Source organism: Streptomyces sp. A18 (genome assembly GCF_059026065.1).
In genome coordinates, this window is sequence record NZ_JBWLKL010000019.1 from 128113 (window position 1) to 144619 (window position 16507).

Here is a 16507-nt window from a genome sequence, read left to right on the forward strand (position 1 = left end):
GGGGGCCGGTCCGAACGGACCGGCCCCCGCGGTGCGTTGTACCGGGCGAACCTCCGGGAGCGGGGATATGGTCGCCGGGTGGACCAGCAGACTCCTCAGCCCGCGGACACCGAGAATCTCGTGTGCTTCTGCTGCGGCACGGTCGCCGAAGGGGCGCCGCCCACCTGGACCTGCTCCGTGGAGAACGGCGTCCGCCGCTACCTCTGCGAATCCTGCGCCCGCGAGAACATCAGAGCCATCGAGGGACGGCTCGACTCCACCTGGTGGTGAGGGCGAGCCACGGCTTCAGGCCTCGGCCGCCTGGTCGTCCGCCTCCTGCTCCTGAGGCTCCTCCGCCAGGAAGCCCGGCAGCCACTCCTCGAGCTCGTCCCGCATCCGCACAGTCGCCCCGAGCTGACAGAGCACCCCGATCGTGCTCAACGTCACACGGTGGATCAGCAGATACGACGGCGGGAGGTTCAGCCGCTTGCCCAACTGATAGGCGGGGGAGCGGGGATCGGCCACCCGTGTCGCCTGACCGCGTATCCAGTCGCGGGTGAAGGTGAACTCCTCCACCAGCATCGGTTCGATGATCGGCAACAGATAGTCGAGGACCGCGTCCGGTTCGAGCTCGACGGACTCCTGGACGAAGTCCTCCTCGCGCAACATCTCGTAGACCGCGGCGGCCTCGCCGTCGAGCGTCATCCGCAGGGATATGCCGATGGTCGGCGGAAGACCGCCGGGCAACCGGTCCACCGTGCCGAAGTCGAGGACCCCGAGCCGCCAGCCGCCCTTCTCGTCCGGCAGCAGACGGAAGTTGCCGGGATGCGGATCGGCGTGCAGCAGGCCGGTGCGCGCCGGCCCCGAGAAGAGGAAACGGGCCAGGAGCTGTCCCGCCCGGTCCCGCTGCTCCTGAGTGCCATCCGCGATCACGTCCGACAGCGGCACCCCGTCGATCCACTCGGTCACCAGGACCTGCTCGCACTGGTACACGACGTCGGGGACCATGACATCCGGGTCGTCCGCGAACTCCTCCGCGTGCGCGTGCTGCGCCTGGGCCTCCAGGCTGTAGTCGAGCTCCTCGGAGACCCGGTCGCGCAGCTCGGCGATGAGCGGCTTGATGTCCATCCCGGGAATCAGCGGCCCCAGAAGGCGGGCGAACCGGCTGAGTTGATTCAGGTCGGAGAGCAGCGCCTCGCCCGCCCCCGGATACTGCACCTTGACGGCGACCTCACGTCCGTCCTCCCACACCGCCCGGTGGACCTGGCCGATCGACGCGGCGGCGGCCGGCTTGTCCTCGAACTCCAGGAACAGCTCGCGCCAATCCTCCCCGAGCCGCTCCGCGAGCACGGCGTGCACGGTGCGCGTGGGCATCGGCGGCGCCGCTTCCTGCAGCTTCGTCAGCGCGGCGCGATAGGGCCCCGCGACCTCCTCCGGCAGCGCCGACTCGAAGACCGACAGCGCCTGGCCGAACTTCATGGCCCCGCCCTTGAGCTCGCCGAGCACTTTGAACAGCTGCTCCGCCGTGCGCTGTTGGAGCTCACGGCCGACGATCTCCGCGGATCTGCCCCCTATCCGCTTGCCGAGCCCCCAGGTCGCCCGCCCGGCAAAGCCGAGTGGCAGCGCGGCCAGCTTGGCGGTACGGGTTACCGCCTTCCGGGGAAGATCAGACATGAGCCCCTCCAAATCCCAGACAGCCACGCCTTGTCAGGCGTCTACCCGGCCATTGTGTCGTGCGGCCCATGGGCCTCGGTGAGGCGCTCCCCCTTATCCACCACACCCGCCCCGCACGGGCACGTCAGGTGCGCGGGAACCGGCCGTGCATACCAGTTGAATCCGGGCGCGGAAGCCTCCCAGCGAACCCCCGCGCTCGCCGACGGCGCCCCGTCCAGGAAGGCCAGGGCGTGCGCCGCGGCAAGACCGGCGACCGTGGTCGACAGGGCCAGATCGCACGCGGTGACATGGCGCGCGCGTCCCGAACGCCACTGCGCCAGCATGCGCGGCCAGGTGGGATCCCGGTCCGCACGGTCCAGCGCCAGACAGCCCGCGCAGGCCGTCGTCCCCGGCAGGACGAGCGGCCCCACCACGCCTGTTCCCTCGATCACACCCGCGTAGAGATGAGGCGTCCCCGACGACACGAGCGGCTCGGCGGTGAGCGGGTCCGGGGCATGGGCGTCGAGACCGTCCCGCGGGGCGATGACCACGAGGGAGAGACCCGCCTCCCCCTCTCCCGGCGCCCCCGCCTCCCCCTCTCCCGGCGCCCCCGCCTTCCTCCGGCCACGGCGGGGTGGGCGGTCCGGAGCCGCATCCCGCACGACCCGTCGCGCCGCCGCGTCCCTGCGCTCCCCGACCGATGCGGCAGGCAGACCGCCCGGGGCGACATCCCAGGGTTCGACGACACCTCCGTCCATCACATCGACCTGCCCCACGCCCGCCCCGGAAAGTACGGATGCCACCACCGCCCCCACCCGGCCCGCTCCCCGCACCCGGACCCGCATCGCCCGGCGCGCGGCCAATCTCCTCATCCCGTCGCCCGGCTCGGGCGTCACGACGGAGAGGGAGGCCAGATCCGGGCGCAGTCGGTCCATGGCCTCGGCCCGCTTGCGCAGGGCGTCGGCCGCCGGACCGCCTCCCGTCGCGTCGTCGAGGAGCCCGGCCCTGGACAGCCGCCCCACGAGCCGGTCCACGTGATCGTCGGGCAGGCCCATCCGCTTGCCCTCGTCGCGCAGGAGCGGCAGCCCGCGTGTCCCGTCCAGGAGCTGGAGAAAGCTGCCCGTCGCCGTGTCCACAGGACCGAGCACCAGGGCGTGCGCGGGCGCCACGCCGAACTGGATGGTGTTCAGATCGCGCCAGCCGCGCCGCAGCGCCGGTTTCAAGATCGGATGCATGGTCGTCCCCCGTGATCGTCCCCGTGGTCGTCCGGCGCTGCCGGTCCCCGTCCGCAGCGCCGCTCGACAGCCAGAATGCCCGCCCCGGCCGAAAGCCGCGGAGCGTTATCCACAGGCAGGGGGTGTTCGTCGTACTAATCGATCGCACGGGGAGCGATACCCCGCCGAACCGTCCCGGAGGCGGGACTTCCCCCACGCCCAGCGGGTAACGTCGGGGCGTGCCCGCCGACCCACTGCACCGCGCCGGAAACCCACAGCGCAGCACGACCAGCCCGCCGTCACCCGGCTCGGGGACGAGCGCGGTCGAGGTCAGACGGAGCGCCCGCCGCCGCAGAACGGTCTCCGCGTACCGAGAGGGCGACCGCACCGTCGTGCTCATCCCCGCCCGCATGTCCGAGGCCGAGGAACAGCGCTGGGTCAACGTCATGCTCGACAAGCTCGCCGCCCAGGAGAGCAAGCGGGTTCTGGGCGACGCGGAACTCGCCGATCGCGCCGAGCGTCTCTCCGAGCAGTACTTCGACGGCCGGGCCAGGCCCACGTCCGTTCGCTGGGTCACGAACCAGAACACCCGATGGGGATCGTGCACCCCGTCGGAGGGAAGCATCCGCCTTTCGCACCGGCTGCAGGGCATGCCCGAGTACGTCGTCGACTACGTCCTCGTCCATGAGCTCGCGCATCTCCTCGTACCCGGACACGGGCCCAACTTCTGGCAGCTTCTTGAGGCGTATCCCCGTACGGAGCGGGCTCGTGGGTACCTCGAAGGTGTGGTCGCGGCCGACCGGCTGCCCCAACTGCCCGCCGCCCGCGACGAGTGAACTCGAGCAGGGCCCGGAGGTTGTGTACCGGGTCTGTACCGGCTTGGTTCGATGTCGGACTTTGCGGTTAGCCTGACGCGACACGTTTACATTCGGGATGGGGGACGGTCGTTACGTATGGCCAGGGAATTCCAACGCGGCCACAAGGCCAAGATCAGTGACCTCACCGCGGGCACCGATCTGTACGTAGGTGTGCAGATCTCCGCCCCCGGACTGAGTTTCGACATCAGCTGCTTCGGCCTGGACGCGGACGAGCGCCTGTCGGACGACAGTTACTTCATCTTCTTCAACCAGCCGAAGTCTCCCGAGGAGTCCATCCAGCTCCTCGGCGAGCAGGCCGGCGACACGGAGTCCTTCCGCGTCACGCTCGACCGGATCCCGGCGAAGATCCAGAAATTGTCGTTCACCGCGACGATCGACGGCGCCGGGCAGATGTCGCAGGTCGCCCCCGGGTACATCCGGATCGTGGCGGGCGGCGAGGAAGTGGCCCGCTACTCCTTCAACGGCGCGGAGTTCTCCACGGAGCGTGCCGTGATGCTGGGCGACTTCTACCTGAAGGACGTCTGGCGGTTCGCCGCGATCGGGCAGGGCTTCGACGGCGGCCTCGACGCGCTCCTGAAGAACTTCGGCGGCGAGGTCGCCGAGGAGGAGCCCGCGCCGCAGGCACCGCAGGCCACCGGCGCCCCGTCCTTCGCGCCGCCAGGCCAGGCCGCCGCGCCGCCCGCGTTCGGTGCCCCCTCGGCACCCGCGCAGACCCCGGCTCCGGCGCCCGCGCAGACCCCGGCTCCGGCGCCCGCTCCGGCCCCAGCGCCGGCGCAGAGTTTCGCGCCGCCGCAGGGCGCCACTCCGCCGCCTGCCCCGGCCCCCGCCGACCCGTCGGTGCATGCCGCGCAGACCATCGTGGCGCCGATGAACCAGCCGCAGGGCGGCACGATGCCACCCCCGCCCGCCCCGGCGCCGTACGGAGAGCCCGGACAGCAGCCCGGTCAGCCGCCGCAGCAGCCGCAGTTCGGCCAGGTCCCCGGCCAGTCCGCGCCCCCGCCGCCCGCTTACGGCCAGCAGCCCGGCGCTCCGACGCCGCCGCCCGGTTACGGCCAGCAGCCTCCCGGCCAGTTCCCCGGCCAGCCTCCCGCTCCGTCCCCGTACGGAGCCGGCGTACCCCAGGGTTCCCCGCAGGGCGGCGGTGTGTCCGCGGCTCTCGCGGCCTACCGTGAGGCGCCCACCGGGCAGCGCTGGACGCAGCAGAACGAGAAGCTCGTCCGCGTCGACCTCGGCGTCAGCGAGCAGGCCGTGCTCGCCCGCCAGGGCAGCATGGTGCTCTACCAGGGCAAGGTCGAGTTCAGCTACAAGGGCGCGGGCTTCGCGGGCCGCGTCGTGGGCAACTCGACCGGCCAGGAGATGCAGCTGATGCGTTGCTCCGGCCGTGGCCAGGTCTTCCTCGCCGAGGAAGCCACGCATCTGCACCCCATCGAGCTCCAGGGGGACGCGATCTGTGTCTCCGCGGAGAACGTCCTCGCGTTCGACGAGTCGCTGCAGCACGAGGTCCGCAGGATCGAGGGCCACGGCATCCCCGGTGGCGCGCTGTTCGTGATGCAGTTCCAGGGCACCGGCACCGTCGTCGTCAAGACGCACGGAGTGCCCGTCGTACTGCCCGTCACGCCGACGACGTTCGCCGACTGCCACGCCGTGGTCGCCTGGTCGGCGGCGGCTCAGGCGATCGTCTCCAGCCAGGTGCGGCTGCGCAGCAACGCGCACGCGGGCTCCACGGGGGAGAGCGTGAACCTCCAGTTCCGGGGTGCGCCCGGCAACTTCATCATCGTCCAGCCGTTCGAGGTCTGAGGGAGCCCGTCATGAATCAGCAACTCTCGGGCTTCGCCCCGGCACCGGTCGCGGCCCGCATGGAGAACCACGGCAGCCACATGCTCAAGGTGGCCATGCAGTCCGGAAACGACCTCCTCGCGCGCGTGGGCTCGATGGTCGCCTACGAAGGGTTCGTGCAGTACGAGCCCAATCCGCCCGCCGTGCGCCAGATCGCGCGCGAGTGGATGACCGGCGAGGGCGCACCTCTGATGAAGTGCTCCGGAGACGGCCTGCTCTATCTCGCCGACTACGGAGCCGACGTCGTCGTCATCAACCTGGCGGGCGACTCGCTCTCGGTGAACGGCACGAACCTCCTCGCCTTCGACACGTCCCTCCAGTGGGGCGTCGAGCGGGTCAAGGGCATGGCCAAGTTCGCCGGGCAGGGCCTGTGGAACGTCAAGATCTCCGGGCAGGGCTGGGTGGCGCTGACCTCCCGAGGCACGCCGATCGTCGTCGACTGCGGCCGTGGCGACGACGAAACGTACGTCGATCCGGACGCCCTGATCGCCTGGTCCCCGAACCTCAAGGTGAAGGGCAAGCGCAGCTTCAAGGCCGGTTCGCTCATCGGGCGCGGCAGCGGTGAGGCCTACCAGATGGGCTTCTCCGGGGAGGGCATCGTCGTCGTACAGCCCAGCGAGGACAGCACCGACCGTCTCCGGGCCCGGGGCTGAGGGGGAACAGGACACCATGCAGAGCTCACTTTTCGCGCACACCGAGCAGCAGACTCAGGAGCGCTACACCGTCCAGAACCCGCAGCTGCTGCGGGTCGCCCTGGAGGGCCACGACGACATCCTCGCCCGCAAGGGCGCCATGGTCGCCTACCAGGGGCTGGTCGAGTTCGACGCCGAGTACCAGAGCCAGGGCAACCGGCGGGCCCGCGCGCACACCGGCGAGGGCCTCGACCTGATGCGCTGCCACGGCCAGGGCACGGTCTATCTCGCCAACCTCGCCCAGTACATCCACGTAGTGGATGTGGACCAGGACGGTCTGACCGTGGACAGCAGCTATGTCCTCGCGCTCGACTCGTCGCTGACCCACCAGGTCATCGCCGTCGACAGCCAGTACGGCATCTCCGGCTCGGGCAAGTACCAGCTCAACATCACGGGCCGCGGCAAGGTCGCCCTGATGACCTCGGGCCAGCCGCTGATGCTCCAGGTCACTCCGGACCAGTACGTGAACGCCGACGCGGACGCGATCGTCGCCTGGTCCAACGGCCTGCGGGTGCAGATGCAGGCCCAGACGCACTCGTCGGGCGTGTGGCGGCGCCGCGGCAACACCGGTGAGGGCTGGGAGCTCAGCTTCATGGGCCAGGGCTACGCCCTCGTCCAGCCGAGCGAGATGCTGCCGCCGCAGAACGCGGTCATCGGGCAGGGCGCCAGGGCTCAGTACGGCATGGGCCAGCAGGGCGCTCGGGGGCAGAACCAGGGGAACGTCTGGAGCTAGCCCCTGCGCGGGGGCGGGAGCAGTGCCAGGAGCGTGGGGAACTGCGGGCCGGTCGTGGCTGGTCGCGCAGCTCCCCACGCCCCTTACGGGGCGCGGTCTACAGCCGCGCCCTCGTCGCTTCCACCAGGCGCACGACCGACTCGTCGGCGACCCCCGCCACCTCGTCGTACGCGAACCAGCGCAGGTCCAGTGACTCGTCGCTGATCGCCTCGACGGCGTCGGCGGGAGCCAGGGCGGCGTACTGCACGTCGAGGTGCTGCGTGCAGGGGCCCGGAATCGGGTGGCGGTCCAGCCGGACGGGGCCTCCCGGCAGGAGCGTCAGGCCCGGCACACCCGACTCCTCCGTGGCCTCACGCAGCGCGGCCGCGGCCAGCGTCGGGTCGCCCGGCTCGCAGTGGCCGCCCATCTGGAGCCACATCCGCAGCTTCTTGTGCAGGGTCAGCAGCACGCGCCCGCGTGACGGGTCGATCACCAGCGCGCTGGCCGTCACGTGACCATCCGTGCAGGCCTTCCACATGCCGTTCTCGGGATGGGCGGAGAGGTGGTCCAGGTAGTACTGGCGCAGCTCTTCCTGGTCCTCGTAGCCCTTGAGCACGAGGATCGCGTCGTCGTACAGACTCACTTGTCGTCGTCGCCCTTGTCGCCGTCGTCCTCGGTGGCGTCCTTCTTGAGGTCCGGCTTGGCGGAGCCGCCCGCGGCCTCGCCGAGCATCTTGTCCAGCTCGGAGAAGTCCAGCTGCTCGTGGTGCACGAAGCCGTCCGGGTCGTCCAGGTCCGAGGCCGTCGGCAGCATGTCCGGGTGGGCCCACAGGCCGTCGCGGCCGTCCACGCCGCGCGCGTCCGTGAGCGAGGCCCACAGGCGCGAGGCGTCCCGCAGCCGGCGCGGGCGCAGCTCGAGGCCGATGAGCGTGGCGAAGGTCTGCTCCGCGGGGCCGCCCGTCGCGCGGCGGCGGCGCAGCGTCTCGCGGAGGGCGTCAGCGGACGACAGGCGGGGCTTGGCCGCCGCGTGCACGACTGCGTCCACCCAGCCCTCGACGAGCGCGAGAGCCGTCTCCAGGCGGGCCAGAGCGGCCTTCTGGGCGGGAGTGTCCTCCGGCTGGAACATGCCCTGCTGGAGTGCTTCCTGCAGCTGCTCGGGGTTCTGCGGGTCGAGCTGGCCGACCACGTCCTCCAGCTTGGCCGTGTCGACCTTGATGCCGCGGGCGTACCCCTCGACCGCGCCGAACAGATGCGAGCGCAGCCACGGCACGTGGGCGAAGAGCCGCTGGTGGGCGGCCTCGCGCAACGCCAGGTAGAGCCGGACCTCATCCTGGGGGACGCCCAGGTCCTTGCCGAACGCCTCGACGTTCACCGGGAGCAGGGCGGCCTTACCGGCCGGGCCGAGCGGCAGGCCGATGTCCGTGGAGCCGACGACCTCGCCCGCGAGCACGCCCACGGCCTGGCCGATCTGCTGGCCGAACATGGCGCCGCCCATGGAGCGCATCATCCCGATCAGCGGGCCGGCCATGGCCTGCATCTCCTCGGGCAGCACGTCACCCATGGCGAGGCCGACGCGCTCGGCGACCGGGTCGACCAGCTCCTTCCACACCGGGAGGGTCGCCTCGACCCACTCGGCGCGGCTCCAGGCCACGGCCACGCCGGAGCCGGACGGCAGCGACGTCGCGTCGTCGAGCCACAGGTCGGCGAGGCGGATGGCCTCCTCGACCGCGCCGCGCTCCGTGGGACCGACGCTCGCGTCCTTCGTGCCGTCGGGCGTCCCCTGGGAGACGGTCTGGCGGGCGATGTCCTTGGCCATGTCCCAGTTCACCGGGCCGCCCTCGTACGAGAGCATCTGGCCGAGCTGCTGGAACGCGGCGCCCAGGTCGTTCGGATTCATCGAACCGAACATCGCGGCGAACGGATTGTCACCGCCCTGGCCGCCGGGACCGCCCGCGCCGGGCAGGCCTCCGAAGCCGAATGGGTTCCCAGGGCCTCCGGCTCCCTGTCCCCCGCTCTGTCCATGCCCGGGGGACTCCTTCTTCTTGCCCTCGTCGCCGTTCTCCGGCTCCTCCGGCGGAAGGCCGAATCCGAATGGGGTGTCACTCACGGGATTCCTCGGCTCGTCAGGCCGCCGGTACTGTTCCGACGGCGGCTGCCTTACAACACCACCCAGCGTAGACACCGTGACGGGATCGGGCCTCAGTGCTTCGTCGAGTCATGGCCTGCGGCAGGATGGATGCCACCTGGTACGTACGCGTCATTCGCGTATCTACTGAAGACAACCGCTGGAGACGCCCGGTGAGTTCCCCAGATCCACAGGTTCGCGCAGCGCGAAACCTTTCTACTCCGGCCCCCGTCCGCGGGCCCGTGGTCGCCGTGACCGGCGCCGCGTCAGGCGTGGGCGCGCTGCTGACCGAGCGCCTTGCCGCGTCGGAGGAGATCAAGCAGGTCGTGGCCATCGACGAGCGGCGGGGCGAGTGCGCCCAGGCCACGTGGCACATCCTGGACGTCAGGGATCCGGCCATCGCCGAGAAGCTGCGGGGCGCGGACGTCGTGGTCCACCTCGCGCTCGATCTCGACCTGGAGACCGACGCCGCGGCGCGTACGGCGTACAACGTGCGCGGTACGCAGACCGTCCTGACGGCCGCAGCGGCGGCCGGCGTCCACCGTGTCGTGCTCTGCACGTCGGCGATGGTCTACGGAGCGCTGTCCGACAACGAACTGCCCCTCTCCGAAGACTCCGAATTGCGTGCCACCGCCGAGGCGACCGGCGTCGGTGACCTCCTGGAGGTCGAGCGGCTCGCCCGGCGCGCGCCCCGTGCCCACCCTGGTCTAAACGTCACCGTGGTGCGGCCCGCGACCCTGGTCGGCGGCACGGACACCGCGCTCACGCGCTACTTCGAGTCGCCCCGGCTGCTCGTGGTGGCGGGCTCGCGCCCGGCCTGGCAGTTCTGCCACGTCGAGGACCTGTGCAGCGCCCTGGAGTACGCCGTCCTGGAGAAGGTCGACGGTGAGCTTGCCGTCGGCTGCGACGGGTGGCTGGAGCAGGAGGAGGTCGAGGAGCTCAGCGAGATCCGGCGCATGGAGCTGCCCTCCACGGTGGCCCTCGGCGCGGCGGCGCGGCTGCACCGGATCGGTCTCACTCCGTCCCCGGCAGGTGACCTCGCGTACACGATGTACCCGTGGGTGGTCAGCGTCAGCAGGCTGCACGACGCGGGATGGCGGCCGCAGTGGACCAACGAGGAGGTCCTCGCGGAGCTGCTCGAAGAGGTCGCGGGGCGCCGGACCGTGGCGGGACGTCGCCTCGGGCGCAAGGACGCGACGGCCGCGGGTGCCGCCGGTGCGACGGTCGCGCTGCTGGGTGCGGCGGCGGTGGTGCGCCGCGCGCGGAAGGCGCGGCGCCGGATCTGAGCCTCTCCCCGACGGGCCCAAGCCCTGGTGCGCGTCTGTAGAGAGCTCCAACCCGGCACGCGCGCGTGCCGGGCGAAAGCGCTATTCCGCGATGTCCCTGCCGTGCGGCACCATGGCCGCATGGCACGCACCACGAACGACCACCCCGGCGAGCAGGCCGCGCAGGACCCCATCCGGCTCCTCGCGATCCGTGACGCACCGCTCTCCCTGGACGAGGTCTTCCGGGCCGTCGGCGACGACGCGGCGGGAGGCACGGCGCTCTTCGTGGGGACCGTGCGCAATCACGACGGCGGTGCGGACGTCGACGAGCTGGGCTATTCGACCCACCCGACGGCCGAGGCCGAGATGCGCCGGGTGGCCGAGAAGGTCGTCGCCGAACATCCGGTGCGCGCTCTGGCCGCCGTCCACCGCGTGGGTGACCTGGCGGTGGGCGACCTCGCGGTCGTCGTGGCCGTCTCCTGCCCGCACCGCGCGGAGGCCTTCGCCGCCTGCCGCAAGCTGATCGACGACCTCAAGCACGAAGTGCCGATCTGGAAGCACCAGCGCTTCTCCGACGGCCAGGAGGAGTGGGTCGGCGCCTGCTGAGCGCCTGTGCGGCCGGGGTCGGCTTGTGCGCGGTCCGGGTGGCTCGGGTCCGGGCGGTTCCACACGGTCGGCGGACGGAGTCCGACGCGGTCGGTCGAAGCCTGGGAGGCCCGCCGGGGCCGAGCAGTGCGAGAGCGGCCATCAGGGGTTGGGTCGGCCAGGAGGAGTGGGTCGGCGCCTGCTGATGCACCCCGGTCAGGGTCTGCCGGTCACCCGGAAGGTCTGCTGGCCTCTTTCCGCGGTGACCCGGCCAGTTGGCCCAAGCGCTTCCGGTTGCGTAACCCGACCCCTGGCGTGAGCGTTGACGCAGCGGATGGTTAATCTGCTGATCAGTCAGTTGCGGTCGCTCATGGGGTCGGGAGGTCGACATGGCATCACTTGCCTGGTTGCTGATTCCGTTCGCGGCAGCTGTCGGTGCGGGTCTGTGGGGTGGCTGGGCGGCGCGCAACCGCCGGTCGGGCAAGACCGGTGACAACACCGAGCTCAACGGTTACGCGGCCTTCCGCCAGGCGATGGACAAGTCCCACACCGGTACGTGAGGGCCCGCTGGGCCCCGTACGGACTGGCCCCAGCGGTGCACTGACAGGCAGGTCCCGTACTGTCGTTCCATGCCACGCCGCACCGCGACGATGCTCGCCTCCACCCTCATGCTGATCGCGCTGCTCTGCGCCGGAGTGCTCATCAAAGTGCCGTACTCGGAGATGTCCCCGGGACCCACGGTGAACACTCTCGGAGACCACGGCGGCGAGCCGGTGCTGCAGATCAACGGGCGCAAGACCTACCCGACGACCGGTCACCTCAACATGACGACGGTCCGGGTCACCAGCGCCGACTACAACATGAACATCGCGGAGGCCGTGTACGGCTGGCTGGCCCACGACAACATCGTGGTGCCGCACGACACCCTCTACCCGGACGGCAAGACCGAGCAGCAGTCGACCCAGGAGAACGCCGAGGAGTTCAGCCAGTCCCAGGAGAGCGCCAAGGTCGCGGCGTTGAAGGAACTGGACATCCCGGTGAAGTCCCAGGTCGTCGTCTCCACCGTCTTCAAGAACAGCCCCGCGGAGGGCACGCTCCACGCGGGTGACGTCATCAAGAAGGTCGACGGCAAGCCGGTGAAGGAGATGACGGACGTCGCCGAGCTGGTCACCAAGCGCAAGCCGGGCCAGGACGTCGTCTTCAGCGTCGTCCCCGTCAAGGAGGCGGCCGCCGCCGAGAAGGCGGGCAAGGAAGCGACCCGCACGGACGACGTCAAGATGACCACGGAGAAGGCGAAGGACGGCCGCGCGATCGTCGGCATCCAGGCGGGCACCGACCACACGTTCCCGTTCACCATCGACATCAAGCTCGCCGACGTCGGCGGCCCGAGCGCCGGACTGATGTTCGCGCTCGGCATCGTCGACAAGCTGACCCCGAACGACCTCACCGGCGGCAACTTCGTGGCCGGCACCGGCACGATTGACGAGAACGGCAAGGTCGGCCCGATCGGCGGCATCGGCATGAAGACGGTGGGCGCGCGCGCCAAGGGCGCCGAGTACTTCATGACCCCGAAGGACAACTGCGCCACGGCCGCCAAGGACGTCCCCGACGGCCTCACGCTGGTCGAGGTGGACACCATCGACGACGCGGTGGACGCCCTCGACGACATCCGCAAGGGCGACACCGCGGACCTGCCGCAGTGCACGGTGAAGAAGTAGCAGCACAGCTGTAGCCGCACAGAAGCAGCAGTACAGCTGTAGCCGCACGGAAGCAGCGGGCAGAAGAGATGGACGTACGCGGGCAGGACGCACCCCACCCGCGTACGAGAACGGCGTGGTGTCAGTCGGCGAACGTGGCCGCCAGCGCCTCCGCGAGCCCCGGAACCAGGTCGGACCCGGTCAGGACCTCGGTCGGCGAGTCCTTCGCCCGCAGCCGCAGCGCCGAGTCGCGCGCCCCGTCACGGAGCACCGCGACCGTCATGCGCACCTCCTGGCGGTCGGGGTGCTCGGCCACCCACTTCGCGAGCTGACCCTCGCTGAGGCCCTCCGGGACGGAGGTCTCCGCGGACGGCGGCAGCATCAGACGCTCCACGGTGAGGGCGCAGCCCGCCACGGAGTCGGGCCAGGCGATGGTGCCGAGGAACTCGTCCAGCGGCTTGCCCGCCGGGATCTCCTCCTGCTCGATGGGGGTGAGGCCGGATTCTTCGGGGGAGTTGTCGAGGCCGAGCTGGGTGGCGAGGCCGGGTTCTTGGGTGCGCAGTCGCGCCGTGTCGACGAGCGCGAAGAGGCGTGCGGGCTGGTCCCAGCCGAGGCCGGACGCGTACTCCTCGATCTCGAGCACGGCACGGGTGAGGGGGCTCGCTGCCATGGGAGTGTTGGACATGGTCACAATCCTGCCTCGTTAGTCCCGAGAAACGGGAACCGAGTAAAGCGTAGGTAAGTTGCATAGGTGTGGGTCCACGATCACAGGGCCCTGACGGATCAACAGAATCAACATCGAACTTCGAGGTGCGCACCTTGGCTTTCCAGATGCCGGACCGCGGCGGAGGCCCGACGGGGCCACGGATCAGAGTGGGCCGACCGTCCCGTCGCGTCCGGACCCTGCTCATGACACTGGGCATCCTGGCGGTTCTCGCCATGGTGTTCGTCATGTTCGCGGGGTTCTGGACGGACTGGCTCTGGTACCGCTCGGTCAACTATTCGTCGGTCTTCACGACGACCCTGTGGACCAAGATCGGCCTGTTCTTCGTCTTCGGCCTCCTGATGGCGGCCGCGGTCGGACTGAACATCTGGCTGGCGCACCGGCTGCGCCCGCCGCTGAGCGCCATGTCGATGGAGCAGCAGAGCCTCGACCGGTACCGCATGAGCATCGCGCCGTACAAGAAGTGGCTGCTGCTCGGCATCGCCACGCTCGTCGGCCTGATCGCGGGCGCGTCGGCCGCTGGCCAGTGGCGCACGTGGCTGCTGTGGGTGAACGGCGTCTCCTTCGGTCAGAAGGACCCGCAGTTCCAGATGGACGTGTCGTTCTTCGCGTTCGACCTTCCCTGGTACCGCTTCCTGCTCGGCTTCGGCTTCGCGGCCACGGTGCTCTCCCTGATCGCCGCCGCCCTCACGCACTACCTGTACGGCGGGCTGCGGATCACCAGCCCCGGCGCGCGCGCCACGGCGGCGTCGACGGGGCATCTGTCGGTGCTGCTCGGCGTCTTCGTGACGCTCAAGGCCGTGGCGTACTGGCTCGACCGGTACGGGCTCGCGGTGAAGTCCAGTGACTTCAAGGCGACCGGCGACTGGACGGGGCTTCGCTATGTGGACGCGAACGCGTACCTGCCGGCGAAGACCATCCTGTTCTGCATCGCCGTCATCTGCGCGCTGCTCTTCTTCGGGACGCTGTGGCGGCGCACCTGGCAGCTGCCGGTCATCGGCTTCGGCCTGATGGTCCTCTCCGCCATCCTCATCGGCGGTCTGTACCCGGCCATCGTGCAGAAGTTCCAGGTCTCGCCGAACGAGCAGGCCAAGGAAGCGCCGTACATCGAGAAGAACATCAAGGCGACGCGCGACGCGTACGGCATCAGCGGCGTGAAGCCCGAGGACTACAAGGGCGCGGGCAAGGCCGACGAGGAGCCCGAGAAGAAGCGCGACGACGCGGACTCGGCGGCCAATTACCGGCTGAACGACCCGAACATCGTCTCGCCGACTTTCCAGCAGTTGGAGCAGGAGCGCGAGTACTACCGCTTCCCGACGACCCTGGACGTGGACCGCTACAACGGCCAGGACACCATTGTCGGTCTGCGTGAGCTCAGCCTCGACAAGCTGGACAAGCGCAACTGGATCAACGACCACTTCGCCTACACCCACGGTTATGGCATGGTCACGGCCAAGGGCACGGAGACCAAGAAGGGCTCCAAGGGCGCCCCGGACTTCACGGAGTCCGGCCTGCCCACCACCGGCAAGCTCGGCGAGTACGAGCAGCGGATCTACTACGGAGAGAAGACCACCCAGTACTCGATCGTGGGCGGGCCCCAGAAGGAGCTCGACTACGAAGAGGACGGCGGCGGTCAGAAGACCTACAGCTACAAGGGCGACAGCGGGGTCAACCTCTCCAACCCGATCAACCGCGCCGCGTACGCCGTGTCCTTCGGCGAACCGCAGATGCTGTACTCGGGCGCGATCGGCGAGGGCTCTCGGATCCTCTACAACCGCACGCCCAAGGAGCGCGTCGAGTCCGTCGCTCCCTGGCTGACCATCGACGGCGACACCTACCCGACGGTGGTCGACGGTCGCATCCAGTGGGTCGTCGACGCCTACACGACCAGCAACGGCTATCCGTACGCCTCGCGCACCACGCTCGGCGACACGACGGCGGACTCGCTCTCCGAGTCCGACGACGCGCGCGCGGTGGTGGCCCAGCAGAACCGGGTCAACTACATCCGCAACTCGGTCAAGGCGACCGTCGACGCGTACACCGGAGAGGTCAAGCTCTACACCTGGGACGACAAGGACCCCGTCCTGAAGACCTGGAAGAAGGCGTTCCCGGACACCGTCAAGGACAAGGGTGAGATCCCCAAGGCCCTGATGGACCACCTGCGCTACCCCCAGGACATGTTCAAGGTGCAGCGCGAGCTCCTGACGCTCTACCACGTCACGGACCCCGGCCAGTTCTACAACGCGAGTGACGCCTGGCAGGTGCCGAACGACCCGACGAAGAAGGACAACAGCGCGGTTCCGCCGTACTACCTGTCCATGAAGACGCCGGGCCAGACGCAGCAGCAGTTCTCCCTGACGACGACGTTCACCCCCAGCGGGCGCCCCAACCTACGGGCCTTCATGACGGTCGACGCCGACGCCAGAAGCAAGAACTTCGGCACGATGAAGCTGCTGAGAGTCACGGGCGACGTGGACGGCCCGGAACAGGTCCAGAACAAGCTGAACTCGATGACGGAGGTCGGCAACTTCGTCCGGGACATGAAGGGCGCCGATTCCGACGTCCTCTACGGAAACCTGCTGACCGTGCCCTTGGACGACGGGTTCCTCTACGTCGAGCCCGTGTACGTGCAGGGACGTAAATCGGCGTATCCGCTCCTGAAGAAGGTGGCGGTGTCCTACGGCACGGAGACCGCGTTCGCGGACTCCCTGAGCGACGGCCTCAACCAGGTCTTCGGCGCCGAAGGGAGTACCGAGCCACCGGCCGAGGATCCGGACGAGCCGGCCGATCCGACTGATCCGCCCAAGACGAACGACCCGACGGTGCAGGCTGCCCTCGACGACGCCCAGACGGCGTTCGAGGACGGGCAGGAGGCCCTGAAGGACGGCGACTGGAAGGCCTACGGAGAAGCGCAGGAGAAGCTCCAGGAGGCCCTCCAGCGAGCCGAGGACGCCCAGGCCGCGGCGGACAAGAAGGGCGACAAGAACGCCGACAAGAAACCCGACAAAAATGGGGACGAGAACGGCGGCTGACCAGCTGCGAAACACCCCCTCCGCGCCGTGGTACGGTTGCAACACAACGGCGCGGGGTGGAGCAGCTCGGTAGCTCGCTGGGCTCATAACCCAGAGGTCGCAGGTTCAAATCCTGT

15 protein-coding genes are annotated in these 16507 nt (G+C 69.8%); 10 read left to right on the forward strand and 5 right to left on the reverse strand.

Going from position 1 to position 16507, the window contains the following annotated elements; all coding sequences use genetic code 11:
• Positions 1-78 precede the first annotated feature (78 nt).
• Positions 79-270 (forward strand): hypothetical protein, encoded by a 192-nt coding sequence (locus AC5P1C_RS26680; protein ID WP_493868460.1) that lies wholly within the window; start codon positions 79-81, stop codon positions 268-270.
• A gap of 15 nt (positions 271-285) precedes the next feature.
• On the opposite strand, the gene AC5P1C_RS26685 is transcribed toward AC5P1C_RS26680, so the two are convergent.
• A complete protein-coding gene (locus tag AC5P1C_RS26685) occupies positions 286-1653 on the reverse strand; it encodes an ABC1 kinase family protein (RefSeq protein WP_493868461.1) in 1368 nt (455 codons plus the stop codon).
• A 41-nt stretch (positions 1654-1694) separates the two neighbouring features.
• Positions 1695-2867, reverse strand: coding sequence for a ThiF family adenylyltransferase (locus tag AC5P1C_RS26690; RefSeq protein ID WP_493868462.1), 1173 nt, complete (start codon positions 2865-2867; stop codon positions 1695-1697).
• A gap of 218 nt (positions 2868-3085) precedes the next feature.
• Between AC5P1C_RS26690 and AC5P1C_RS26695 the strand changes: the two genes are divergently transcribed.
• The 4 genes from AC5P1C_RS26695 (at position 3086) to AC5P1C_RS26710 (ending at position 6985) form a co-directional block, all read left to right on the forward strand.
• Positions 3086-3682, forward strand: a complete 597-nt coding sequence (locus AC5P1C_RS26695) for a M48 metallopeptidase family protein (RefSeq protein ID WP_493868463.1) — start codon at positions 3086-3088, stop codon at positions 3680-3682.
• A gap of 117 nt (positions 3683-3799) precedes the next feature.
• Positions 3800-5521 (forward strand): TerD family protein, encoded by a 1722-nt coding sequence (locus AC5P1C_RS26700; protein ID WP_493868464.1) that lies wholly within the window; start codon positions 3800-3802, stop codon positions 5519-5521.
• A gap of 11 nt (positions 5522-5532) precedes the next feature.
• Positions 5533-6213, forward strand: a complete 681-nt coding sequence (locus AC5P1C_RS26705; RefSeq protein WP_493868465.1) for an AIM24 family protein — start codon at positions 5533-5535, stop codon at positions 6211-6213.
• 16 nt (positions 6214-6229) lie between these two features.
• Positions 6230-6985: an AIM24 family protein gene (locus AC5P1C_RS26710; RefSeq protein WP_493868466.1), complete on the forward strand. Its 756-nt coding sequence runs from the start codon at positions 6230-6232 to the stop codon at positions 6983-6985.
• 97 nt (positions 6986-7082) lie between these two features.
• Here AC5P1C_RS26710 and AC5P1C_RS26715 read toward each other — a convergent pair whose 3' ends face one another.
• Together AC5P1C_RS26715 and AC5P1C_RS26720 are read right to left on the reverse strand one after the other, a co-directional pair.
• Complete coding sequence (locus AC5P1C_RS26715; protein WP_493868467.1) at positions 7083-7607, reverse strand: NUDIX hydrolase; 525 nt, start codon at positions 7605-7607, stop codon at positions 7083-7085.
• The gene (locus AC5P1C_RS26720) at positions 7604-9070 is read right to left on the reverse strand and encodes a zinc-dependent metalloprotease (RefSeq protein ID WP_493868468.1); all 1467 of its coding nucleotides are present in this window, start codon (positions 9068-9070) and stop codon (positions 7604-7606) included. The genes AC5P1C_RS26715 and AC5P1C_RS26720 overlap by 4 nt, the downstream gene beginning before the upstream one ends.
• A gap of 191 nt (positions 9071-9261) precedes the next feature.
• Here AC5P1C_RS26720 and AC5P1C_RS26725 point away from each other — a divergent pair, with 191 nt between their 5' ends.
• The 4 genes from AC5P1C_RS26725 (at position 9262) to AC5P1C_RS26740 (ending at position 12656) form a co-directional block, all read left to right on the forward strand.
• Positions 9262-10374 carry an SDR family oxidoreductase gene (locus tag AC5P1C_RS26725; RefSeq protein ID WP_493868469.1) on the forward strand — a complete coding sequence of 371 codons (1113 nt, stop codon included), beginning with the start codon at positions 9262-9264 and terminating at the stop codon, positions 10372-10374.
• A 120-nt stretch (positions 10375-10494) separates the two neighbouring features.
• Positions 10495-10959, forward strand: a complete 465-nt coding sequence (locus AC5P1C_RS26730; protein WP_493868470.1) for a molybdenum cofactor biosynthesis protein MoaE — start codon at positions 10495-10497, stop codon at positions 10957-10959.
• A gap of 368 nt (positions 10960-11327) precedes the next feature.
• A complete protein-coding gene (locus tag AC5P1C_RS26735; RefSeq protein WP_493868471.1) occupies positions 11328-11498 on the forward strand; it encodes a hypothetical protein in 171 nt (56 codons plus the stop codon).
• A 69-nt stretch (positions 11499-11567) separates the two neighbouring features.
• Positions 11568-12656, forward strand: a complete 1089-nt coding sequence (locus tag AC5P1C_RS26740; RefSeq protein ID WP_493868472.1) for a YlbL family protein — start codon at positions 11568-11570, stop codon at positions 12654-12656.
• Positions 12657-12777: 121 nt separating this feature from the next.
• Here the strand turns inward: AC5P1C_RS26740 and AC5P1C_RS26745 are convergent, their stop codons facing one another.
• Complete coding sequence (locus tag AC5P1C_RS26745) at positions 12778-13320, reverse strand: PPA1309 family protein (protein ID WP_493868473.1); 543 nt, start codon at positions 13318-13320, stop codon at positions 12778-12780.
• A 146-nt stretch (positions 13321-13466) separates the two neighbouring features.
• On the opposite strand from AC5P1C_RS26745, the gene AC5P1C_RS26750 reads away from it, so the two are divergent.
• A complete protein-coding gene (locus AC5P1C_RS26750) occupies positions 13467-16391 on the forward strand; it encodes a UPF0182 family membrane protein (protein WP_493868479.1) in 2925 nt (974 codons plus the stop codon).
• Positions 16392-16507: the final 116 nt, after the last annotated feature.